Source organism: Flavobacterium psychrophilum (assembly GCA_001708385.1).
In the GTDB taxonomy this organism is placed as follows: Bacteria; Bacteroidota; Bacteroidia; order Flavobacteriales; family Flavobacteriaceae; genus Flavobacterium; species Flavobacterium psychrophilum_A.
Genome location: CP012388.1, coordinates 346,201 through 366,413, shown reverse-complemented (window position 1 = coordinate 366,413; position 20,213 = coordinate 346,201). Strand labels below are relative to the sequence as shown.

16 protein-coding genes and 1 pseudogene are annotated in these 20,213 nt (G+C 37.2%); 5 read left to right on the top strand and 12 right to left on the bottom strand.

Going from position 1 to position 20,213, the window contains the following annotated elements; genetic code table 11:
* The first annotated feature begins 240 nt into the window (after nucleotides 1-240).
* The 3 genes from ALW18_01645 to ALW18_01635 all read left to right on the top strand — a co-directional run bounded on the left by ALW18_01645 (nucleotide 241) and on the right by ALW18_01635 (nucleotide 1,848).
* Nucleotides 241-435 carry a hypothetical protein gene (locus ALW18_01645; GenBank protein AOE51339.1) on the top strand — a complete coding sequence of 65 codons (195 nt, stop codon included), beginning with the start codon at nucleotides 241-243 and terminating at the stop codon, nucleotides 433-435.
* A gap of 10 nt (nucleotides 436-445) precedes the next feature.
* Nucleotides 446-841, top strand: coding sequence for a hypothetical protein (locus tag ALW18_01640; protein AOE51338.1), 396 nt, complete (start codon nucleotides 446-448; stop codon nucleotides 839-841).
* Nucleotides 842-906: 65 nt separating this feature from the next.
* Complete coding sequence (locus ALW18_01635) at nucleotides 907-1,848, top strand: cation transporter (GenBank protein AOE54272.1); 942 nt, start codon at nucleotides 907-909, stop codon at nucleotides 1,846-1,848.
* Between the two features lie 21 nt (nucleotides 1,849-1,869).
* Here ALW18_01635 and ALW18_01630 read toward each other — a convergent pair whose 3' ends face one another.
* Both ALW18_01630 and ALW18_01625 read right to left on the bottom strand, forming a co-directional pair.
* Complete coding sequence (locus ALW18_01630; protein ID AOE51337.1) at nucleotides 1,870-3,177, bottom strand: hypothetical protein; 1,308 nt, start codon at nucleotides 3,175-3,177, stop codon at nucleotides 1,870-1,872.
* Between the two features lie 351 nt (nucleotides 3,178-3,528).
* Complete coding sequence (locus tag ALW18_01625; GenBank protein AOE51336.1) at nucleotides 3,529-4,005, bottom strand: hypothetical protein; 477 nt, start codon at nucleotides 4,003-4,005, stop codon at nucleotides 3,529-3,531.
* A gap of 236 nt (nucleotides 4,006-4,241) precedes the next feature.
* Here ALW18_01625 and ALW18_01620 point away from each other — a divergent pair, with 236 nt between their 5' ends.
* On the top strand, nucleotides 4,242-4,625 hold the full coding sequence (locus tag ALW18_01620) for an XRE family transcriptional regulator (protein AOE51335.1): 384 nt from the start codon (nucleotides 4,242-4,244) through the stop codon (nucleotides 4,623-4,625).
* Between the two features lie 107 nt (nucleotides 4,626-4,732).
* Here the strand turns inward: ALW18_01620 and ALW18_01615 are convergent, their stop codons facing one another.
* The 7 genes from ALW18_01615 to ALW18_01585 form a co-directional block, all read right to left on the bottom strand.
* Nucleotides 4,733-5,488, bottom strand: coding sequence for an Asp/Glu racemase (locus tag ALW18_01615; protein AOE51334.1), 756 nt, complete (start codon nucleotides 5,486-5,488; stop codon nucleotides 4,733-4,735).
* Nucleotides 5,489-5,499: 11 nt separating this feature from the next.
* Nucleotides 5,500-6,417 carry a gentisate 1,2-dioxygenase gene (locus tag ALW18_01610; GenBank protein AOE51333.1) on the bottom strand — a complete coding sequence of 306 codons (918 nt, stop codon included), beginning with the start codon at nucleotides 6,415-6,417 and terminating at the stop codon, nucleotides 5,500-5,502.
* Nucleotides 6,418-6,464: 47 nt separating this feature from the next.
* Nucleotides 6,465-7,565, bottom strand: coding sequence for an NADPH dehydrogenase (locus ALW18_01605; protein AOE51332.1), 1,101 nt, complete (start codon nucleotides 7,563-7,565; stop codon nucleotides 6,465-6,467).
* A 269-nt stretch (nucleotides 7,566-7,834) separates the two neighbouring features.
* A complete protein-coding gene (locus ALW18_01600) occupies nucleotides 7,835-8,242 on the bottom strand; it encodes a hypothetical protein (protein AOE51331.1) in 408 nt (135 codons plus the stop codon).
* Nucleotides 8,243-8,325: 83 nt separating this feature from the next.
* The gene (locus ALW18_01595) at nucleotides 8,326-10,941 is read right to left on the bottom strand and encodes a hypothetical protein (GenBank protein AOE51330.1); all 2,616 of its coding nucleotides are present in this window, start codon (nucleotides 10,939-10,941) and stop codon (nucleotides 8,326-8,328) included.
* A 76-nt stretch (nucleotides 10,942-11,017) separates the two neighbouring features.
* Nucleotides 11,018-13,921: a hypothetical protein gene (locus ALW18_01590; GenBank protein AOE51329.1), complete on the bottom strand. Its 2,904-nt coding sequence runs from the start codon at nucleotides 13,919-13,921 to the stop codon at nucleotides 11,018-11,020.
* 68 nt (nucleotides 13,922-13,989) lie between these two features.
* Nucleotides 13,990-15,963: a hypothetical protein gene (locus ALW18_01585; GenBank protein AOE51328.1), complete on the bottom strand. Its 1,974-nt coding sequence runs from the start codon at nucleotides 15,961-15,963 to the stop codon at nucleotides 13,990-13,992.
* 216 nt (nucleotides 15,964-16,179) lie between these two features.
* Between ALW18_01585 and ALW18_01580 the strand changes: the two genes are divergently transcribed.
* Nucleotides 16,180-17,160 carry a hypothetical protein gene (locus ALW18_01580; protein ID AOE51327.1) on the top strand — a complete coding sequence of 327 codons (981 nt, stop codon included), beginning with the start codon at nucleotides 16,180-16,182 and terminating at the stop codon, nucleotides 17,158-17,160.
* A gap of 19 nt (nucleotides 17,161-17,179) precedes the next feature.
* On the opposite strand, the gene ALW18_01575 is transcribed toward ALW18_01580, so the two are convergent.
* From ALW18_01575 to ALW18_01565, 3 genes and pseudogenes are all read right to left on the bottom strand, one after another.
* Nucleotides 17,180-18,151 (bottom strand): aliphatic nitrilase, encoded by a 972-nt coding sequence (locus ALW18_01575; GenBank protein AOE51326.1) that lies wholly within the window; start codon nucleotides 18,149-18,151, stop codon nucleotides 17,180-17,182.
* A gap of 182 nt (nucleotides 18,152-18,333) precedes the next feature.
* Nucleotides 18,334-18,597: pseudogene (locus ALW18_01570) on the bottom strand (hypothetical protein).
* Nucleotides 18,597-20,213 (bottom strand): 2-aminobenzoate-CoA ligase, encoded by a 1,617-nt coding sequence (locus tag ALW18_01565; protein ID AOE51325.1) that lies wholly within the window; start codon nucleotides 20,211-20,213, stop codon nucleotides 18,597-18,599. Before ALW18_01565 ends, ALW18_01570 begins: the two are co-directional and overlap by 1 nt.

The window sequence follows — 20,213 nt, the reverse complement described above, 5'->3', positions numbered from 1 at the left end:
TTCATAATGTAAATTTTTAATGACGTTAAAGTTAGCTGTCAGGTTATATAAAATAAGATAACAAAATCATAAAGTGATAATTATGTCTATGAATTGAAAGTAGTAATTCAGTATCAACAGCTTATTATGAGAACGAAATTGGCTATTATTTAATAGAACATTATAGAATATTTAGAATTAAAGTGAGTAACTTAGGAGAACCTTAAAACAAGCAATTACATACTAAAAAATACTATTACCATGGAACGTATAATTACACAGCCAGGCCACGACAAGGCACTCAATGCTTTATCTTATGAAAAGGCAGCCTTAGAATTTGCTGAAGAAAATGAAAGAACTGAAGATGTTAGCTGCAGTCTTTTGCTGAAAAATCTTTTGATGAATAATTTAAAGTTGCTTAAGATCAACGAAATACGATCAATGTTACTATTTTAAAAATAATGCTATGGAAAACCAACCTAAAAAACACGCAGATAATAAAGAGTTTCATCAGCAGGATAACACTGCTAATGAGAAAAAACATAATCAAAATTCTGAACATAAACATCATGTTCAGAATGATCAGGATGACATAGACGATACCGATAAATATCTGGCTATGGAGCAACCCGGTGTATCTTTTACACACGACACAGATCCGACACTCAATTCTGATCAGTCAGATTTTGGAAGTGAAAGCCAGAAAAAGCGATGGAGCGAAGATGGGGGGAACAGTAAGAACTCCGAGGCTTTTAATCAGGACGATTATATCCTTGAAGACAATCTGGATCTTGATGAAGACCAAAATCAGTCGATATCAAGTGATGATGAAGACTTTGAAGAAACAAACGAAAGATATTAAATTACTGAATTATATATAATTATCCCCTGTATCAATTTGATATGGGGGATTTTTTAAACACAATTATGACCGGAAACTCTAAGATAGCGATATATGGCGCCCTCGCTGCAAACATAGGTATTGCTGTTGTGAAATTTATAGCAGCTTCTATTACAGGGAGTTCTGCAATGATCAGCGAAGGTATTCACAGTACTGTCGATAGTGGTAATTCATTACTACTATTGTTAGGTATGAAGCGCAGCCAACGTCCGCCGGATAGAGGTCATCCGTTTGGACATGGAAAAGAAATATACTTCTGGTCACTAATAGTTGCTATACTTGTTTTCTCGCTTGGAGGCGGAATGTCTGTATATGAAGGTATAAGTCATTTACAACATCCTGAAGAATTAAAAAATCCGTTTTGGAACTATGTGGTTTTAGTGGCCTCAATGTGTTTCGAGGGAGCCTCGCTCGTATACGCTGTTCGTGAATTTAATAAAACTAAAGGTAGATTTGGTTTTTGGAAAGAACTTAGTATGAGTAAAGATCCTGGTCTTTTTGCAGTTATATATGAAGAAAGCGCTGCCATTGCCGGGCTTACAATTGCCTTATTAGGAGTGTTTTTAGGACACTACTTTAATAACCCATTGTTCGATGCACTTGCATCTATGCTAATTGGGCTAGTGCTGATACTGGTCGCTATAACCATGGTTAAGGAGAGTAAAGGATTATTGGTAGGCGAGAGTGCTAATCGCGAAATTGTAGATGGTATATATGATATCGTAAATAAAGAGCCGAGGGTTGAAACACTTTATTTTCCGTTAACAATGCATTTAGCTCCAAATGAGATTTTACTTGCGTTGGATGTTGAGTTTAAAAAAGATATGACTGTTGAAGAGTTGTTTGACGCAGTAAGTCAACTCGAAGATCAGATTAAGAAAGCGTTTCCTAATGTAAAGAAAATCTATATCGAGGCTAAGAATTTTGGAGGACGAAATCGTCCCTGGATGATTGAAGCTACTGATTAGATAAATAAAATTTTATAATTGTTACTCTTTTACAGGTAAATAAATATCGAATGTAGCTCCGTTGTTAATTTCTCCGCTGGCGGTAATATAACCCTTGTGATTTTCTACGATACGTTTTACAATTGATAACCCAATGCCGGTACCCTTGTATTCTGATTTATCATTAAGACGCTGAAAGAGCTCAAAGATTCTGTCGGAGAATTTTGGATTAAAGCCTATTCCGTTGTCGCTTATACTTATGTGGCAATACTTTGTAACAGGGTTTAATCTTTCATATTGTAATGCGCGTCCATTTGCAATAACACAGTCAATAGTAATAACCAGTTTCTTTTTGGGATCGCTAAATTTTATCGAGTTACTTAATAAATTATAGATAAGCTGCCTAAACTGGAAAGGAATTACAGCGATCCTGCACATTTCTTTTGAAATAATTTCTCCATTTATCTGCTGCAGATCATCGTATAAATCTTCCTTCACGTCATCAAGTATAGTCTTTAGATCAGTATCTTCGAGAATCTTTTCAACAAGGCTGGTTTTAGAATAAGCTAATAAATCGTTTATGAGTGTCTGCATTCGCTCGGCAGCATTTTTCATTCTTTCAAAATAATCTTTTCCTTTAGTTGATAAATTATCGCTTTCGCTCGATTCGATAATAGAAACTATAGTCTGAATTTTTCTAAGTGGTTCTTGCAAATCATGGCTGGAGATGTAGGCGAACGCCTGCAAATCCTTATTCATCTTCTCCAGCGATATATTATATTCTTTTAATTCCTGAGTCCGTTCTTTTACTTCCTTTTCAAGTGCATCTTTAAAACCTCTTTCTTCTCTAAGTTTAATATCACTAATTTGTTGTTGCTCAATAGCATTGAGATGAAATGCTATCAGATCTGCATAGAGGTCAAACATTCCGAGTACTGCCGGGGTATTAAGGATATTGGGATTCGGATCTATGGCACATAATGTTCCGAAAAAAGAGCCGTTTTTCCTCATTATAGGTACAGAGATGTAGCTTTGGAACCCATACATGGCTGGAGTATGATGATCATGAAATTCCGGGCTTTCCGCAACATTATCTATAACAACTACCTTTTGAGATTCACGTATTTCATTACATATAGTAGTCTTAATCTCTAGTTCATCACCAGGTTTTAATCCGAAATTTATATCATCCTGAACGCTACATGTTATCCATCTGCTGTCAGTTACCCTTGCAATAGCGGCAAATCCCATCCCCGTCGTTTGACAGATTACATTTAGTATAGTAGGTATAATTGTAATCTTTCCAACATTATTAATGTCTTCCTGGAAATGGTGTTCTAAAGGGGTCATATCTAACAAATAAAACTATACTATAAATGTAATTTATTTTTTTGGTTTGAAGGCTTTAAGAGGTAATTCTTTAGTTATGAAAGTATTTATTTTCATTGATTTTGAAAGTGTTTTTTTATTCTTTTTGGATTTTAAAATAAAATGTTGATAATGATACAGTTGATCATATCTTTCCCCAATAATATGATATGTGTGTCGATTAAATGTCTATATATATTTTTTTTTAATCGAATATTCCCAACTATATTTGTAGAATTGACAACAGATTACCGTATCGCCTGATTATTGTGGTGATAAAAGTTGAAAAATTATTAGTGATATTGTTAATTTGATTATTATTGATTAAGTAGATTACGAAACCTTAATATTGTAAATGGTTTCATTTAGATTTAAATCCATAAAGAATTCCTGCATAGATTTCTTAAAGCGATAATCAATATAATTGGTTATTTCTCTTATTATGTTTAGTCTGTCCTTTGAATGTATTCTTAAACGTGATCTTGATCCGTTATTCAAAATTATTTTTAAGAAATAACCTTGTTCATAGCGATTACTTTTAAAGTAAATGGATAACAAAAGTTGCAGTACGTAGGGGAATATAGCGTAAATATGGTTTATAAAAAAGAATAAAATTGGGTACAGCGTTAGGATAATTAAGGTAATTTTTAGCGCTATAACGTTTTTCTTTATCTTAATTTTAGTAAGGCTAATATCGTGTACTTCAGAAAAATAATGAGATATTTCTTCTTTTTTGTACCTGATCGTTATGATATCATCTTTGATAGTAATTATTTTATCGATGACGTGGATTTCTCCTAAATGGCGCATATATTTTATTTATCATTTGAGTACAATACTATCATAATGTAAAAAATCGTATTACATTGAGAATAGTTGTTAAATAAGAATATGAGGCTATTTGGTTTAATCCATATAGCTTTCAGCAGAAGTAATGCTGTTTAGGGTATAATTGTAAGGCGCATCAAAACTATTACTATTGATTAATAAAATATTAAAATTGGAGTTGTATTATATTCCTATTAGTTATAATTTAAAACTTATAAATGGCTACAGTTGAAGAGAAAATTAGAAATATCAGGGAGCTTAAAAATCTTACTCAGGAGTATATGGCAGATAAACTTGGCATAACACAGGCTGGCTATAGTAAGCTTGAAAATGGTAGTACCGTACTTACATATGCAAAATTAACACAGATCGCCAAAATTCTGGAAATTAATATCGAAGACATAATCGCATTTGATAGTCAGAAGTATTTAAGCAACCGTAATAAATTGAAAACGAACAACCTGTTAGGCGCGACAATAGGTGATGAAAGTTCAGATTTTATCAAAAGCTTATATGAAGACAAAATAAAACTGCTTCAAAAGCTCCTCGAAAAAACTGAAGCGGAAGTAGAACGTTATAAAAATAAATTTGGCGAAATATAATTTCTATATAGATACTAAAACTCAAAATAAACAAAAGCAGCTTATAATAGCTGCTTTTGTTATATAACTAATTATTATATTTTAAATGTAATATAATTACCAACTTTTTAATATTTTCCACTCAAAAGTTCACCGCCAATTGGAACTTTAGTGTCAAGTCCCATTTTTTTCAACATTTCATAGGTTGTGCATACTGCAGCAGACGTTACCGGTATGCCAATTTCTTTTTCTATCGCATCTATTGCCTCCAGAGAGGGCATCTGTACACACGCTGAAACTACAAGAACGTCAACATCTTTAAGATTAAGGCGTTTGTAGATATCCAGAAGATTCATTGGGTTTTGTGCCGCGACTTCAAGATTGTCTGAAATTTCTAACGCAATGTAATCTAAAACCTCAAACCCCTGGTGCTGAATATAATCAACAACCATTTCGGTTAATGGCTTCATGTAAGGCGTTATGACAGCAACCTTTTTAGCACCCAACACGTTAAGACCGTTTATCAAAGCTCCTGCGCTGGTCACAATAGGTGCAGGGGCATCGTTTTTTACAGTTTCTTCGTAAAGGTTAGTCTCAGAAACACAGTGGTAACCGCGGCCCATGCTCATAATTGCAACTAAGCACGCATACCCCATAACATCTACACGTGCATCCGATAATTCCTGTGCGCATTTTAAGCTTTGCGCATCCATAGCTTCTAATTCTTCTTTCGTAACTTTTTTCATTCTCATTCTACTGGAATGGAATGTAAAACGTTCGGGAGATATCGTCTCACGTGAGCGAAACAGGGCCGGAATCTCAGTTTCCATTGTAATATTAGAACTTGGAACAATCTGGCCTATTTTATATTTTAATTTAATCATTATGAATAATATTAAACCTCTTCGGAATCTACAATTGTATTTCTTAGTGTTCCTATACCTTCTACTGTAGCCTCAACCACATCGCCGGGCCACATAAATTCCTGTGGGTTTCGACCGGCACCGACACCTGCAGGAGTACCTGTAGCGATAATATCTCCTGTATCCAATGTAAATACAGTACTTAAATCGTGAACTAGATCGCTGATATTGAACAACATGAATTTTGTGTTAGAATTCTGCTTCTCTACACCATTTACGCTTAACTTAAGATTTAAATTCTGAGGGTCTGAAATTTCGTCACGTGTAACCAAAACTGGTCCCATAGGCGCGAAGGTGTCCTGTCCTTTAGATACTATCCATTGACCGGCACGTCGGCAATCCCTGGCGCTTACATCATTAATTATTGTATATCCGTATACATGATCCATTGCTGTTTCTTTGGTTATATTCTTTCCGCCTTTATCAATAATAACTGCAAGCTCTACTTCATAATCAAGTTGCTTGGTTAATTTTTGATTGTGAATAATATTAGTATCAGGGCCGGTGACAGCTGTAGTTGGCTTTGAAAAGATTACAGGTTCTTGCGGCAGATCTTTAGAAGTATCTAACGTGCGGGCAGACTCAGCTACATGTTCTGTGTAATTAAGTCCGATACCAAATATGTTTTTACGCGGTTTTGGGATTGGTGCCAGCAATGTTGCATTCGCTAAAGGGATTGAACAATCAAGTAATTCCTCTTTTGTAGCGGTATTTATAAGTCGGACAGCATGATTAATTCCATCAATACCTAAATCTATGAAATCAAGCATATTATCCGGTAATGGACTGCTTTTAATGTTTCCTAACTTTTCAGCGTCAATAATCATTTTCTCCTCTATAAAACCAAGACGCGATGGAGTATGGTTTATTCTGTATGTAACTAATTTCATTTATTATTTTTTGGGTATATATCAATTATAAGTAGTCCGGATTAAAATTATATTGTTTGATATCCTTCGGGATGTTCTTTCTCCTGATACAATCCTAAAGAGGTAATTACTGGCAGATCGTTAAAAGAAAACAGGCATGCATCATCAGTTTCAGAAAGGTTTACATGTTCGTGGTATTCCCATGATGGAACACAAAAAATATCGCGTTCTTTCCAGTCAAAGCGTTTTCCTCCAATAATAGAATAGCCGTGACCTTTTGCACATTGGTAAACAAAAGACCCTGTGTGCTTATGTGCTTTAGTGTGTTCTCCTGCACGTAGCAACTGAATAGAAGCACCCATAGTCTGCATAACGTGGCCTCCCGTTACCGGGTTTATATAATGCATGAGTATACCATCGTAAGGCGAACTCTCATTAACTTTAGCAGCTTCTAATAGTGCAGGGTATACTTGTTTCCATGAATATTTAAATAGGGGAGAGTAAGGCTTATTCCAGGCGATATCGGCAGGAACTAAACCTGCTCCACCATAGGTAAGAGGAGAGTGGTTGACCGGAGCAGATAAGGGTTGTTTGCCATCGTAGACAGCATAATCATTTGCTTCAAGAGCGTTAATAAGCGGTATATCTAATCCGTCCTGCCAAATACATGTCTTTCCGCCTTCTTCAACACCATGCTCATGCCATGTACTGTTTGGGGTAATTACAAAGTCATTAACTTCAAGCATTATTTTGTTTCCGTCTACCACGGTATAGCCACCTTCGCCTTCCATAATAAAACGCAGTGCAGAAGCTTTATGCCTGTGGGCAGATGTGCTTTCTCCCGGGCGAGTTACCTGAATTCCGGTGTACAGCCAGCCTACTGCGGCACTAACATCTTTACGTTTATCGTTTACAAGATAAACAACACGACGGCCTGCCTGTTCCGGTGTTACTAATTCGGATGATTTAAGTACCAGTTCGCGAAGTTTTTCATACTTCCATAACATAGGTATAGAAGATGTTCTTGGTTCCCATGGTTCAATATCATTAGCGACAGTCCATAAAGCACCCGCGCCAAGGGTTTCAAGCTCTTCATAGTAGGCTTCAAGTTCCGGGGTATCCTGCACGCGTGCACGTCCCAGAACACTATCGTCATATTTTTTATCCATAATTAGATTGGTTCAGTCTTTATAGTATTGCAAATAGCTTTTCTTTAATTCTAACTTTTCGTTTCTCAGAGTAATCGATGAATTAGACTTAATGACAGATGTACATTATTAGCTACATTCTGCAAAATATGGTAAAATTATAAAAAATATACTGAAAAAATATACGGTATATTTATTATATCGTAAAAAATTATTGAATTCTTATATTTTTGATTTAAACAAAATAAAAAGCCGGGCTTTAGCCCGGCTTAAATAATAATTAAAATGGATTATCTTATAAGTGAAAAGTGCGCTTTAAATTCCTGTTCACTGCCATTTTCGAAATATAATACTTTAAACCAATAATCAGTAGCAGGAAGTTTATAACCGTGGTATGTGCCATCCCAACCTAATTCATTTGGTTTTAGCGCAATAATTACTTTTCCGTAACGGTCAAAAATGTAAATCTTGGCATCCTTTTGATCTTTAAGGTCTGTTATATTCCATCTCTCATTAACATTATCACCATTTGGAGTAAAGAATTTGGGATAGTTAAAAGCAAGATCCTCAGGGACAATATTTACAATAACTTCGGAAGGAAGGCTAGCACAAGCTTCAGGAATCTGAACCGCATAATATATAGTTTCACCTGTTTGATTAGTAGACGGTAAAGGTGGTGTATAAGATATGAAATTCATATCAGAATCGTACCAGGCAATATTCCGTCCTTTGGCTACAAGTGGTAAGGCTTTATCATTATAGTTATAGATAACAGGCGAGGTTACCTCCGGTGCTCTGGTGCGGGATTAACAACAACCGTAATAGCAACGAGTCCGCTTTCACATCCATCATTATATTCACTTACAAAATAAACGGTAGAACCAACTATTTCTGTTGAAGGAGTAGGAGCTATCGTTGTTCCTGTTCCGCTTGCTGATGTATACCATAATAAGTTTGTTCCTGTTGCAGTAAGTGGTTCAGCAGGATGATGCTGGCAGTAGACAATTGTAGATTCGGTAATTGGTAAACTTGGTATAGCATTTATCGTTACCAATAGTACAGCTTTTTCGCTCTCACATCCATCTACTGTTTGGGAGACATAATACGATGTTGTTCCTGTAGTATTAGTGTCTGGAATGGGTGAAGTTGAACTCCCAGTGTTGCCGTTTTCTTCACTGTACCACAACAAATTAACGCCATTTGCTATAAGTGCTGATGCAACATCTCCTTCACAATAAATGATATTCGAAACGAGAGGCTTTGAAGGTAGATTGATTGTATTGATAACTGCTTCTATACCTTCTGATTCACATCCTGCAGTATTCCTGATTTTTACGGTATAGGATCCGGCAGTTAATCCTGTTTTGGTATTTGTAGTTTCCCAGCTAGTCCCGTTGTCAAAACTATAGTGATCTGATATGGTAGATATGGTTATGGTTCCTGTAGGTTGGCTGCATGTAGGCTGAATAACAGAAATAAGAGGTGTTACAGGAGTATCTGCAGGAGGATTTATTGTAACAATAGTGTCTGGTGATTGACAGCCTGCTGCATTTTTTATCTTTACCCGATAAGTACCGGGAGTCAGGTTTGTTGACGTATTACTATTTATCCAGGTCAATCCATTGTCAAAACTATATTGAGATGCCTGCGTTGTGATAATTATTTTTCCGAAAGGTATGAGACATGATAAAGGCAGCTGTACTGTTACTAAAGGTGCATCCGGTAGGGTTTCTGCCGGTGCAATGAGCTGATATGAAGAATAGGATATACAGCCGTTGTTATATCTTACTTTCATTTCATAATATCCCGAGATAAGATTATCGAACAATGGTTCATTTTGCCATGTGGTTCCGCCATCAATGCTGTATGCATCGGCTAGTGTTGTTATAGTAAGACTTCCATCAGTACTACAGTTTGGTTGTGCCGCGATGTAAGTAGGTGCAGGTGTGAAAAATTCATTGATATGGGTAAATACTGAATCAGATACACACCCATCTTGATTTTTAACACGTAAACGATAGTCACCACCTAAAAGTCCTGAAATAAAATTGACATCCTGCCATGTAGATCCATTATCAAAACTATACTCGGAAGCAGGTGTAGTGATGGTTATTTTCCAGCCATTTACGCAATCTTTCGGCTGAATTATCTCGAAATCAGGAGCAGGTAGCGTAAATTCTTTTACTTCAATGTACGTCGGATCAGAAATACAACCCTGTTCATTTTTAATTCTTACCCCATAGAAACCAACAGTAAGGTTTTGCGCTATAGGGTCAGCTGTCCATGTTTCCCCTTTGTCAAAACTATAAAATGGGGCGGGAGTAGTTATAGCAATACTTCCTGTTCCGGGTTTACATACCGGGACAGATGATGCTTTCGGTGCCAGTAAATCTGCATTTACTTCTGTATAGCCCGTAAAGCAATCGTTACCATCTGTTATTCTTAAAGCGTAAATCCCATACGCATTATTATTTTGAACTATGTTATAGGTAGGATTTACAGCACCTGTAATTGCAATACCTTCTTTATACCATTGGTAGGTTGCCAAATTACTTAAAGGTTGAGTAGGGGTGGCATTAAGTATAAGGTTATTATCACATAAATTCCCCGATTGAGTAACTTCGAGTCCAAATGCCGAACCTGAATTTAATATAAGGTTATCAAAGAAAAAATAGGGGTAACAGGTGTTTGTATTTAAATCCCATACAGGATACGTAGGTGGCAAAACTTCTGGTCCGCCAAGCATAAATGCGTTAATATCAGTCTTGGGAGTAAAAGCAATTGTAACCAGGCTCCAGTTTGACTCCGGTTTGTAACGGGCATGACCTAAAACAACCCAATTTGGATCGGTTGTTGGATAATCCTGAGTGTTTTTAGCGGGAAGATATTCGCACTTCTGGGTTCCGTAAATGGTTAGATCCAGTGCCTCATAAGCACTCATGTCGCCATCTTTGCATGCCGGAGGACCATCTTCAATAGCTGCAACATTAAACGTTATCCTGTAAGGCTTGCCAGCCTGTAATGGAGATTCTAAGCACGTTCCAACATATTCTTTGTATAGTTGTTCGATAACGCAACCCGCCAGACCATTGCCATCGGGAAACGGAAGGAGTTCACCTGCGTCTCCCATGTGTCCGCAGGTATTAATATAATCTGTAGTTGCCTGCCAGTGATTTTCGTAAGCAGTAGGCTGTATCCAGGGGACAGCCTTATCGATCTGATGCAGTCCCGACGGACATTCGCTATAATCTTCGAAAGAATGATTAGGTATAAGTGAATTTACCTGCGACTGATTGCATATACAATCAGGATCATTCAGGTCTATAAATCCGTCACCATCATCATCAATACCATTATTGCAAATTTCCTGCTGCCCGCTTTGGGAAAAAGCAGGCAAACTAGTGGAAATTATGAATAAGAGTATAAGTAAAAATGCAGTATTATATTTCATATTCTTATAGAACAATCAGCTTTTATTCCTCCCTGTTAATATATACCCATCCAGTTTTTGTTCCATTTTCAAGGTAATAGATCACATAGTAATAAGTACCCGTAGGTAATTCTTTCCCACTATCGTTATTTCCATTCCATTGATTTGTATAATTAGTAAGGCTATATACTTTTTGGCCATAACGGTTATATACTTCCAGCTTTTCTATTTGTGGCTGCGCCGAAAGGTCAAACACATCGTTTTTAGTATCGTTATTCGGTGAGATACCTCTTGGTATAACAATCGCACCACAAGTAGTGCACGGTGTATCTATATCTGTAGCCTCATTGTTAGAAAGGTCTTTGTCGGTTATTGCACTATTTACTGTCGCAGTGTTAGATAAATTACCTTCGTACGTTTCAGGTACCGTTAGAGTAACAGAATACGTAATACTTTCACCAACATTTAGCTGCTGTACTACATCATTTAGCGCTCCATTACCAGAGGTTTGATTGTCAGCAGACCACTCCATAATCATTATACCGGCAGGCAGGGCATCGGTTACAGTCACATCGATAGTATTTGAAGGGCCATTATTAGTAATTGTAATAGTATAAATTACCTGTGTTCCCTTTTTATATATATCCTGATTGTTCGTTTTTGTGATAGAAAGATCTGCCTGGTAAACAATAGGTGTTATCGTTTTATCTTCTATTATTGTAGTCTCAGGATTATCAGAAATAACCTTTACAAATATTTCATTATAGCTTTCACCCACAGCATTAGCCTGGTTTACAACTTGTCCTGCGAGTGCATCTGCTAAGGTAACAGTGTGTTGAGCGGTAATTGAAATACTTTCACCCGGGGCTAGTTTGCTTACCTGAGACGGATTTATACTTCCTGCATCGGCATTAGCATCTGTAATTTTAATATCATTTATCGTGACGTTACCTGTGTTCATAAGCACTATATCATAGAGTATAATCTCTCCTATGTTATAGTATACCTCTTTTTGCGTTTTTTTACTTAAATACAGTTTGCCATTTGGTGTTGCCGATGATGTGTTATTTGAACTATCTGCATCAGTATTTAATCCGGATATGGTAGCTGTATTGGTGTGATTCCCCGTTGTATTTACCTGTGCTGTAATCAACAGCGATGCTTCAGTGCCTACGCTAAGCGATCCCACAGACCATACGCCTGTTGTGTTATTGTATGAACCTGTTTGTGTAACAGAAGAAACATATGTATAACCTGAAGGAAGCATGTCGGTAACCTGAGCTACTGTTTCATTTTCCGGGCCATTGTTTTTGGCTGTGAGTTTAAATGTAATCTGACCATTAACTACATCAATTATCTCTTTTATGATTTCAAGATCACTACAAACTTTTACATATACTGGTACAGACTGGCTCGTAACACCACAGTCTCTAGTTGCAGTAACAGTATAATTACCTGTAATTTTCGGGCTGTATTGCTGTGCGGTTGCATCGGTTATTGCAATTCCGCTTAGATACCATTGGTATGGCGCCATGCCGGCTGCAGCTATTATTACAGGAGTACAGGTGCCGTTGTCTGAAATTTCAGGTGTTGCAAGCGGCTCATTGAAAACCGAGAAAAATTCTGCCATATTGTGCGAATTGGTACGCTGAATAAGGCCGGCATTCATCTTTGCAGCTGAAGTAAATTTAAGGTTAGCGGCATTATCAAAGTCAGATGGGGTAAAGCGCAGCATAAAATATCCGGAATTTCCCAGTGTAGTTCTAAATGAGGCTGTTAAAGTTTCAAGATTAAGCCCGTTTACAAAAACAGGCTCGGTGGGGCTTTCTGTAATAACATATCCAAATGCGTCAAGATCAGTGTTACTATAGTCTGTAAACTTGTGCATTGTAAAAGATTCAGCACCTGTACAATTACCTATTGGCATCACGGTGTGCATATCTATCTCACATCCGTTTGCTATTCCAGAATAAACTATTATTGGCTTTGATGAAACCACATGACTGGTTGAATATTCGTTTGCCGCATCACCATGAAAAAACGAAAATGAATCACCTGCATTGGCAAGCGTTTGTGTTGTAGTGTTTAAAATGATTCCGTTAAAACTATTATTAGTAATCACAACAACTGTTCCCGGTTCAGAAGCAATTATGGTAGTTTGTTCGGGGAAATTTGAAAGAGTACCGGCCTGACCGCTTCCTCTTACGATAAGATATCTCAATCCAATGTTATGCGTAGGAATTATTTGCGTAACAACCCCATCTGAGCATACAACAGGGGTATCGGCGTAGGCACCGACATTTGCTACAACTGGTTTATCAGTACTTAATTTACTCCCGATTGCTGCTTTAAACAAGTAGCTTTGTCCTGCATTAAGATTTATAAATGATACTCCATTTAACTTCACGTTGGTGTTGTCTTCGGTAGCCATTACGCTGTATACCGGCGCATTACCGGAAATACCAGTAAAATTGGTTCGGTAATAACCTAAAAGAAATTCAGTTCCTTTTCCCTGATCGCCATAACTTAACATAGCAGCATTTCCTTTTATGTAATCACCTGCGTTGTCTCCCGACGTACCTCCCTGATCGGATGCTACATTTCGCAATGTTACCGATATTTTTCCTGTAGCTTCAACTATCAGGCCTCTGTTATCATATACAACTTCAGTCCAGTTTTTAGGTGTTTGAGAAGGGATGCCTGTAAAACGATAAACAGCCGGTGTGTCTGCTGTTACTGTTAAGTTTATAATAGCTTCTCCGTTACTTTTGGTAAGTGTTGCGGTTACAGTACCGATTTCTGTTGTTGTGACGATAATTTCGTTAGCATTGCTCCAGTATTGCCAAGGCGACAGTGCTATAAAATGCTTGTTAGTATATTGTGCATTTGCAGCGATACACAAAAATAGTAAAGCTAGAAGGTGTAGTAGATTATATTTTGATTTCATTTTAAAGTAACCTTGTAAATAAGGAAATGCCCTGATAACTCAAGGCATTTTTATTTAGTTGAAATAAATTATTTTTTTATGATTTTAAATGTTTCCGAATTTCCGGCGCCAAAATTGGCTCTTAGCACATATATACCATTACTGAGAGTAGAAAGGTTTATTTCTTTTCCTCTACCTTTAGCTACAGATTGCCCAAGCGAATTAATTATCTCTATATCATTAATGGTTTCTTGTGATTGCAGATAAATCATATCCGAGGTAGGGTTGGGGTATAGGGAAATGCTTCTCTTTGAAAAATCATCCAGGCCAACTACGATTTCTTCATGTAGATTAATACTGTAATCTTCAGCCTGTCCATAACCCAAACTGTTACATGATAATGCTTCCGAGTTAAACTTCTTTATAACCCTCATCTTTGTAATACCCAAAGGGGCATCAGCAGGCACAGCGATAGTACCGGTAACAGATACATTATCTTCTCCGGTAGAATTTACAAGTATACCTATAGGATATATTTCTCCCTCGTCCTCAAAATTATTATTCCTGTTCCAGTCCACATAAGCAGTAATGTAATGTGTAAAGTCTCCGTTGGTATTTCCCTTAACGGTAAGTGTATATTCTTTATTCCAAGCAACTTCTGCTGTATACGTAGTAAAATCTTCCTGAGCGGGTGTTTCTCCTCCTGCAACTGCAGACGACTGGTTGTTAATACCTGCAAATAATACCGAGGTTATTGGCTCAACATTGCCGGGAAACAAAACTTTACACGGAGCCTGGTTTGTAACGGTTATTGTTATCTCATCAAGTATTTCATTGTTATCAGCAGATAAAACTCTTATAACTACAGTTCCATTAGCAAATGCTTTTACAAGCCCATTTTGATCCAGAGTTGCAAATTCTGCACCCGAAACCATTTCCCAAACTACTTCCTGGCTTACATAGGCAGGTTCAATTGATGAAATCAGTTGCAACGATCCCTGGTTTTCTGTAATTTCTGCAGCAGTATCATTTTCTGTACTTACAGTAATATCTTTAGGACTGTTATCTACGTCATAGTATAGCTTCATATTCGGACGATCTTTATATTGTCCTCCACCACTGTTATGGCTTAATATAAGGTTCTCATCCATTGGCACAGTATTTATCGGCCATGCACCAATAAGGTAATCTTTATAGCCTGCAGTAAACTGCCAGATAACATAAGTACTAAATTGCGCCGTTTGTCCATTTTGATACATAGCTGTAGCTAATTCTATGCCTTGCCCTCCATATTCAAAAGGGGTATCAAAGTTAAAATCTACCCAGCCGGTAGCAGCGGGTAGGTCGTAGGCCGGATTATCCATAACTTCTATGTGAGAAGTCAATAGGTCGCCGTAAGTTGTTGCAGGATCTAATGGAGCTGCCGCATCAGAATTTTTCACAAACATTCTCATTCTAAGATCCGGATATTCATCGCCTCCCTTAGCGTTGCTTATTTTATCAAAAGCAACGCCTTTAATTTTTGCGCCAACAGGTATCTTAAGTTGTTCTATTTCATTTTGTGTAAATAGCATATTTGCTACAGAGCCATTTCTTTGAGCAATACCGGCATACATAATAGGGCCGTAGCTTGATCCAAAGAGCGGACTGGCCGAGGCGCCAAAGCCTATCTGGCCATTTAGGTTAGAAATTACAGGCAAAGTGGTAAAATTTTCAATTGCCCATTCGCTGTATTCAGCATCTGCACAATGTGCACGAACACTTAATTTGTATTCTGTGTTTGTATTTAAGCCGGCAATAAGAACGGAAAGATTTTTTGCGGTACCCGATTGTAGGACTTCACTGTTGCCAGGCAATGTTATTTTCCATTCATAACCAAATTGGGGTTGGGTATCATTTTCCCAACTTACCCTGGCATGTTTAATACCCAAAGATGAAGGCGTAATTTCTGAGGGAACCACACAATCCTGTGCGTAAGTGCTATTCAGAAATAAGAATGAGCAAAGCACTAGGGCACTGCCTGATAAGGCAGACCTTTTGCTAAAATTTGTAAAATTTGACATTTTATTGAATAATATTAGGTTTCAATTTCATAGCTAATGGTTAACATAACAATAAGAATCCTTTTTGTGATTTTGTCAGTTTATACCACGCTAAACTCATTTATTAATAATTAGTCTAAATAATAATAGCTAAGTTTGCGCAAATTTCATCAACAGTTGAAAGAATGTTGTATGCCAAACGGATTTTTAAATAAGCCAAACGGATAATTAGCAGCAATGGAAAGAGATGCGTTTTTAAATGGAGAAATTTCTGAGGCGAATATGCCAATAGATATTAATTCTGTAGAAGAGATAAGAGAAAATGAGATTTCTTTTTCATATGACTTGGGTAAAACATCATTTAAAAGAATAAATTTCAACGGAATCAGGTTGCTATATGGTAAGCTCACATTTATAAAGCCCGTGCCGATAACTGTTCATAACAAAAACCCTTATGTAGAAATGTATTTTTCTTTAAAGGGGAGTAGAGATATCTATTTTACCCAAAGTAAACAGCGAGATTCAGTAAGAGAGGGCTATCATAATTTATATTATATTCCAGATACCGAATTTTATATTGAACCATCTGTAAATGATTATGAAAACATAAGCTTACAGGTACAATTCACTGAAGATTATTTTAAAAGATTTCTGCCGATAGGACATCCGTTATTTTCAACATTCGTTGAACAGATTGACGACAAAGAACTTTCGATCTTAAGTCATTCAGATTTGCAGATAACTCCGGAAATGTATACTATTCTTAATGATATCGTGCATTGCGATAAAGAGGGAGTTATAAAACAATTGTTTATTGAAACAAGCGTTTTAAAGCTCTTACTATTACAATTTGAGCAATATGAAACCACCTTCGTAAAAAAAGAATATAAATCGGTAAAAGTATATGATATAGAAAAATTACAGTTGGTAAGAAGACTACTGGAAGAAAATATTTCAGACAACCATTCACTTACTGAACTTAGCAGAAAGAGTGGGCTTAACGATTTTAAGCTTAAAAAGGGTTTTAAAGAATTATTTGGTGCTACAGTATTTGGATACCTCCGTGATCTGAGAATGACCACCGCTCGTGATTTGCTCATTGGAACCTCGCAAAGTATAGCGGAAATAGCAGAACAATGCGGTTATGTTTACGTTCAGTCTTTTTCAACTGCATTTAAAAGTAAATACGGCATTACTCCCGAAAAATTCAGGAAGTAAGCCGTATAACATTTAGATCCTATTCAGGTGTTTCGTCTGTAAATGTAATATTTTTTCGGGATGCTGTATTAACACGAAGGTCAAAGATATCAAAACGGTTGTAGTGCCCCAGTATATCATGCATTTGCTTAGGCTGAATGCATTTCGAAAGATCGATATCAGCATATACAATTCCTTCTTCATCAATAAGCGGTTTACCGATTACAGCTCCGTTCGGACCAATAATACCCGAAAAAGCACTGTTCTTCCTTGTAAGTAGTTCTTCGGCATTAGGAACATCCTCTTTCATGATATCAATTATTTCTTTCGTTATTGTAGAACATGAAACTATCGTAAACAGTTTACCTTCAAAAGAATGTGCTGCTGCCCTAATTTTAATAGCTTCTGCCATATCATAGTCGGGAGGGGCAACAGGTAGTGATATATAATTTGCAATATGAATTAGTTCGCCTTGAGCAAGGAGCGCAAAACGCGCCAGGGTATTAGTGTTTTCACCGCAGGCAAGTGTGCCTATGGGTCCAATTTCAGTATTGTAAACTTTTAATGAAGATCCGTCTCCTCCCGTCCAGGTAAGTTTCTCCGCCCAGGTAGGAACTAATTTTCTGTGTTTGCCAACTAGATTACCTTTGTTGTCAATAATAAGGTTGGTGTTGTATAATTCTCCAAAGCTTTGCCCGCGTTCGTTAACGCCAATAACAATATGAGTATTGGTTTCTTTTGCAGCTTCACAGATACGGTCAACTTCCGGGCCTGGCACTGTGATAGAATTTACATATAATTTCTCATACCATTTACTGCCCTGTACTGGTGTCATGATCCAGTTCCAGTATGGGTAGCCTGCTATAAAAACTTCAGGAAATGCAACTAAGGATGCCCCGTTGCCGGCGGCTTCTTTTATAATTGAAATAACCTTGTCAACTGTAGCATCAACATTTAAAAATATGGGAGATGCCTGTACGGCAGCAGCTTTAAACTTTGGTAAATCCAGCATTATATATGGAATTTATATTATTCTTCAATTTTATATCTCTCAAGATTCATCCGCATATCATCAGTAAACGGACTGGCTTTAATACCGCCGCGATCATCAAGAAAATCTACTTTAACCAGGGTAACATCGCCTTCAAGGCATATTGATCCGTCTTCATGTTCAAATTTAAATCCGCAATTCATAGATGAACTTCCCAGTTTTTTAATCCAGAAGTACTTTGTAAGTTCATCTCCGAGGCGGGCAGCTTTTTTAAACTGAACCTTAAGGTCAACTGTGGGAATACCGCCTGTTTTATGAATGTTTTTAAACGGAAGATTTAGTGCTTCCTCATAAAAATCTTCAACAAGGCAATTTAGCATCTCCAAAAAGCGGGGATAGAATACTATGCCTGCGTAATCTACATGCTGAAAGCGTACTTTTTCTTTTTTTATAAATGCATTTTCCATTAGGCTTGTAATATAGTTTTAAGTTTAAATCGCTGTATTTTACCTGTCTCTGTTTTAGGAAGTGCATCCATATAGCGAATTTCTCTTGGGTATTTATAAGGTGCTGCAACCTGTTTAAACCAGTCCTGTATAGTTCTGGTAAATTCGTCGCAGGCTTTTTCTTTATTCTTAAGTACGATATAGGCGCAAACTAACATCCCTCTGTTTTCATCTGCAAGGCCTACAACAGCACATTCAGCAATATCTTCATGGCAAAGCAAAACACTTTCTACTTCAATAGCTGCAATATTATACCCTGAAGAAATTATCATGTCATCTCCACGGGCAACAAACCAAAAATAGCCATCTTCATCCTGTTTAAAGATATCCCCGGTAATGTTCCAGCCTTTTTCAACATATTCCTTTTGTTTATCGGGGCTATTTAAGTATTTGCACCCTGTAATTCCTTTGACAGCAAGGCGGCCCGGCATTCCGGTTTCAACCACATTACCTTTTTTATCGACAATTTTGGCTTCATAACCACGAATTGCTTTTCCTGTTGCGCCTTTACGCATATTTTCTTCATTCGATGATATAAAGATATGTAGTATCTCAGTCGAACCTATGCCGTCAATTATTTTTAATCCCGTAGCCTCATACCAGTCTTCCCAAACTTTTACAGGAAGTGTTTCCCCTGCCGACACACATTTACGCAGCGTTGAAATATCAAATTCATGTACTTTAGATGTCAGTACACGCCAGGCTGTCGGGGCGGTGAAACATACTGTTACTTTGTAGTCTTCAATAGCTTTAAGCAATAATTCGGGTGTTGGTTTTTCTATTAGGAATGTTGATGCCCCGTAATAAAAAGGGAATAACACTAACCCTCCCAATCCGAAAGTAAAGCCCAATGGGGGGCTTCCGGTAAATACATCATCCGGTATAGGCTCTAATGAATATTTAGGAAATGCTTCACAGATCAACAATATATCTTTATGATAATGTGCTGTCATTTTTGGCTTACCGGTTGTACCCGATGTGAACCCTATAATAGAAAGTGAGTCAGCTTTGGTTGGATAGTTTGCAAATACCTTAGGTTTGTTACCCATAAGTGTTTCCAGTTTAGATACCCTTTCACCTGAACCATCAAAAGTTATAATGTGTTTAAGGAATGAAGATTTAACTTCTGTCATTGCGTCTTCAAGCCTGTAATCGCACAGTACGTGACTAATTTCGGCACTTTCAATCATCACGCTAAGTTCTTTTTCACGAAGCAGTGGCATTGTTGCAACAACAATGCCTCCTGCTTTTAATATACCGAACCAGCAAGCTACATACATTGGATTATTTGCCGAACGAATCAATACCCTGTTCCCCGATTTAAAATCGAGGTTATCTGTTAATACATGGGCGATCTGGTTTGCTTTTTCATACAGGTCACTAAATGTCCATGAGATTTCAAAAGTTCTAATAGCAATCCTGTCGCCATTACCTTCAGCAATATGCCTGTCCAAAAGCTTTTCTACACAATTGAGATCTTCAGGGAATTCAAAATCGGGATGACCTGTAAAGCATTCAGCCTGTAAAGACTGTTTGGGCAGATGATCGTGCGCAAAATTATCTTCGTAATGTTTCAT

Excerpts from the sequence above, each read along its gene's own strand:
- ALW18_01645 (AOE51339.1), top strand. The coding sequence starts at position 241 with ATGGAACGTATAATTACACAGCCAGGCCACGACAAGGCACTCAATGCT.
- ALW18_01640 (AOE51338.1), top strand. The coding sequence starts at position 446 with ATGGAAAACCAACCTAAAAAACACGCAGATAATAAAGAGTTTCATCAG.
- ALW18_01635 (AOE54272.1), top strand. The coding sequence starts at position 907 with ATGACCGGAAACTCTAAGATAGCGATATATGGCGCCCTCGCTGCAAAC.
- ALW18_01630 (AOE51337.1), bottom strand. The coding sequence starts at position 3,177 with ATGACCCCTTTAGAACACCATTTCCAGGAAGACATTAATAATGTTGGA.
- ALW18_01625 (AOE51336.1), bottom strand. The coding sequence starts at position 4,005 with ATGCGCCATTTAGGAGAAATCCACGTCATCGATAAAATAATTACTATC.
- ALW18_01620 (AOE51335.1), top strand. The coding sequence starts at position 4,242 with ATGGCTACAGTTGAAGAGAAAATTAGAAATATCAGGGAGCTTAAAAAT.
- ALW18_01615 (AOE51334.1), bottom strand. The coding sequence starts at position 5,488 with ATGATTAAATTAAAATATAAAATAGGCCAGATTGTTCCAAGTTCTAAT.
- ALW18_01610 (AOE51333.1), bottom strand. The coding sequence starts at position 6,417 with ATGAAATTAGTTACATACAGAATAAACCATACTCCATCGCGTCTTGGT.
- ALW18_01605 (AOE51332.1), bottom strand. The coding sequence starts at position 7,565 with ATGGATAAAAAATATGACGATAGTGTTCTGGGACGTGCACGCGTGCAG.
- ALW18_01600 (AOE51331.1), bottom strand. The coding sequence starts at position 8,242 with ATGAATTTCATATCTTATACACCACCTTTACCGTCTACTAATCAAACA.
- ALW18_01590 (AOE51329.1), bottom strand. The coding sequence starts at position 13,921 with ATGAAATCAAAATATAATCTACTACACCTTCTAGCTTTACTATTTTTG.
- ALW18_01585 (AOE51328.1), bottom strand. The coding sequence starts at position 15,963 with ATGTCAAATTTTACAAATTTTAGCAAAAGGTCTGCCTTATCAGGCAGT.
- ALW18_01580 (AOE51327.1), top strand. The coding sequence starts at position 16,180 with ATGGAAAGAGATGCGTTTTTAAATGGAGAAATTTCTGAGGCGAATATG.
- ALW18_01575 (AOE51326.1), bottom strand. The coding sequence starts at position 18,151 with ATGCTGGATTTACCAAAGTTTAAAGCTGCTGCCGTACAGGCATCTCCC.
- ALW18_01565 (AOE51325.1), bottom strand. The coding sequence starts at position 20,213 with ATGAAACATTACGAAGATAATTTTGCGCACGATCATCTGCCCAAACAG.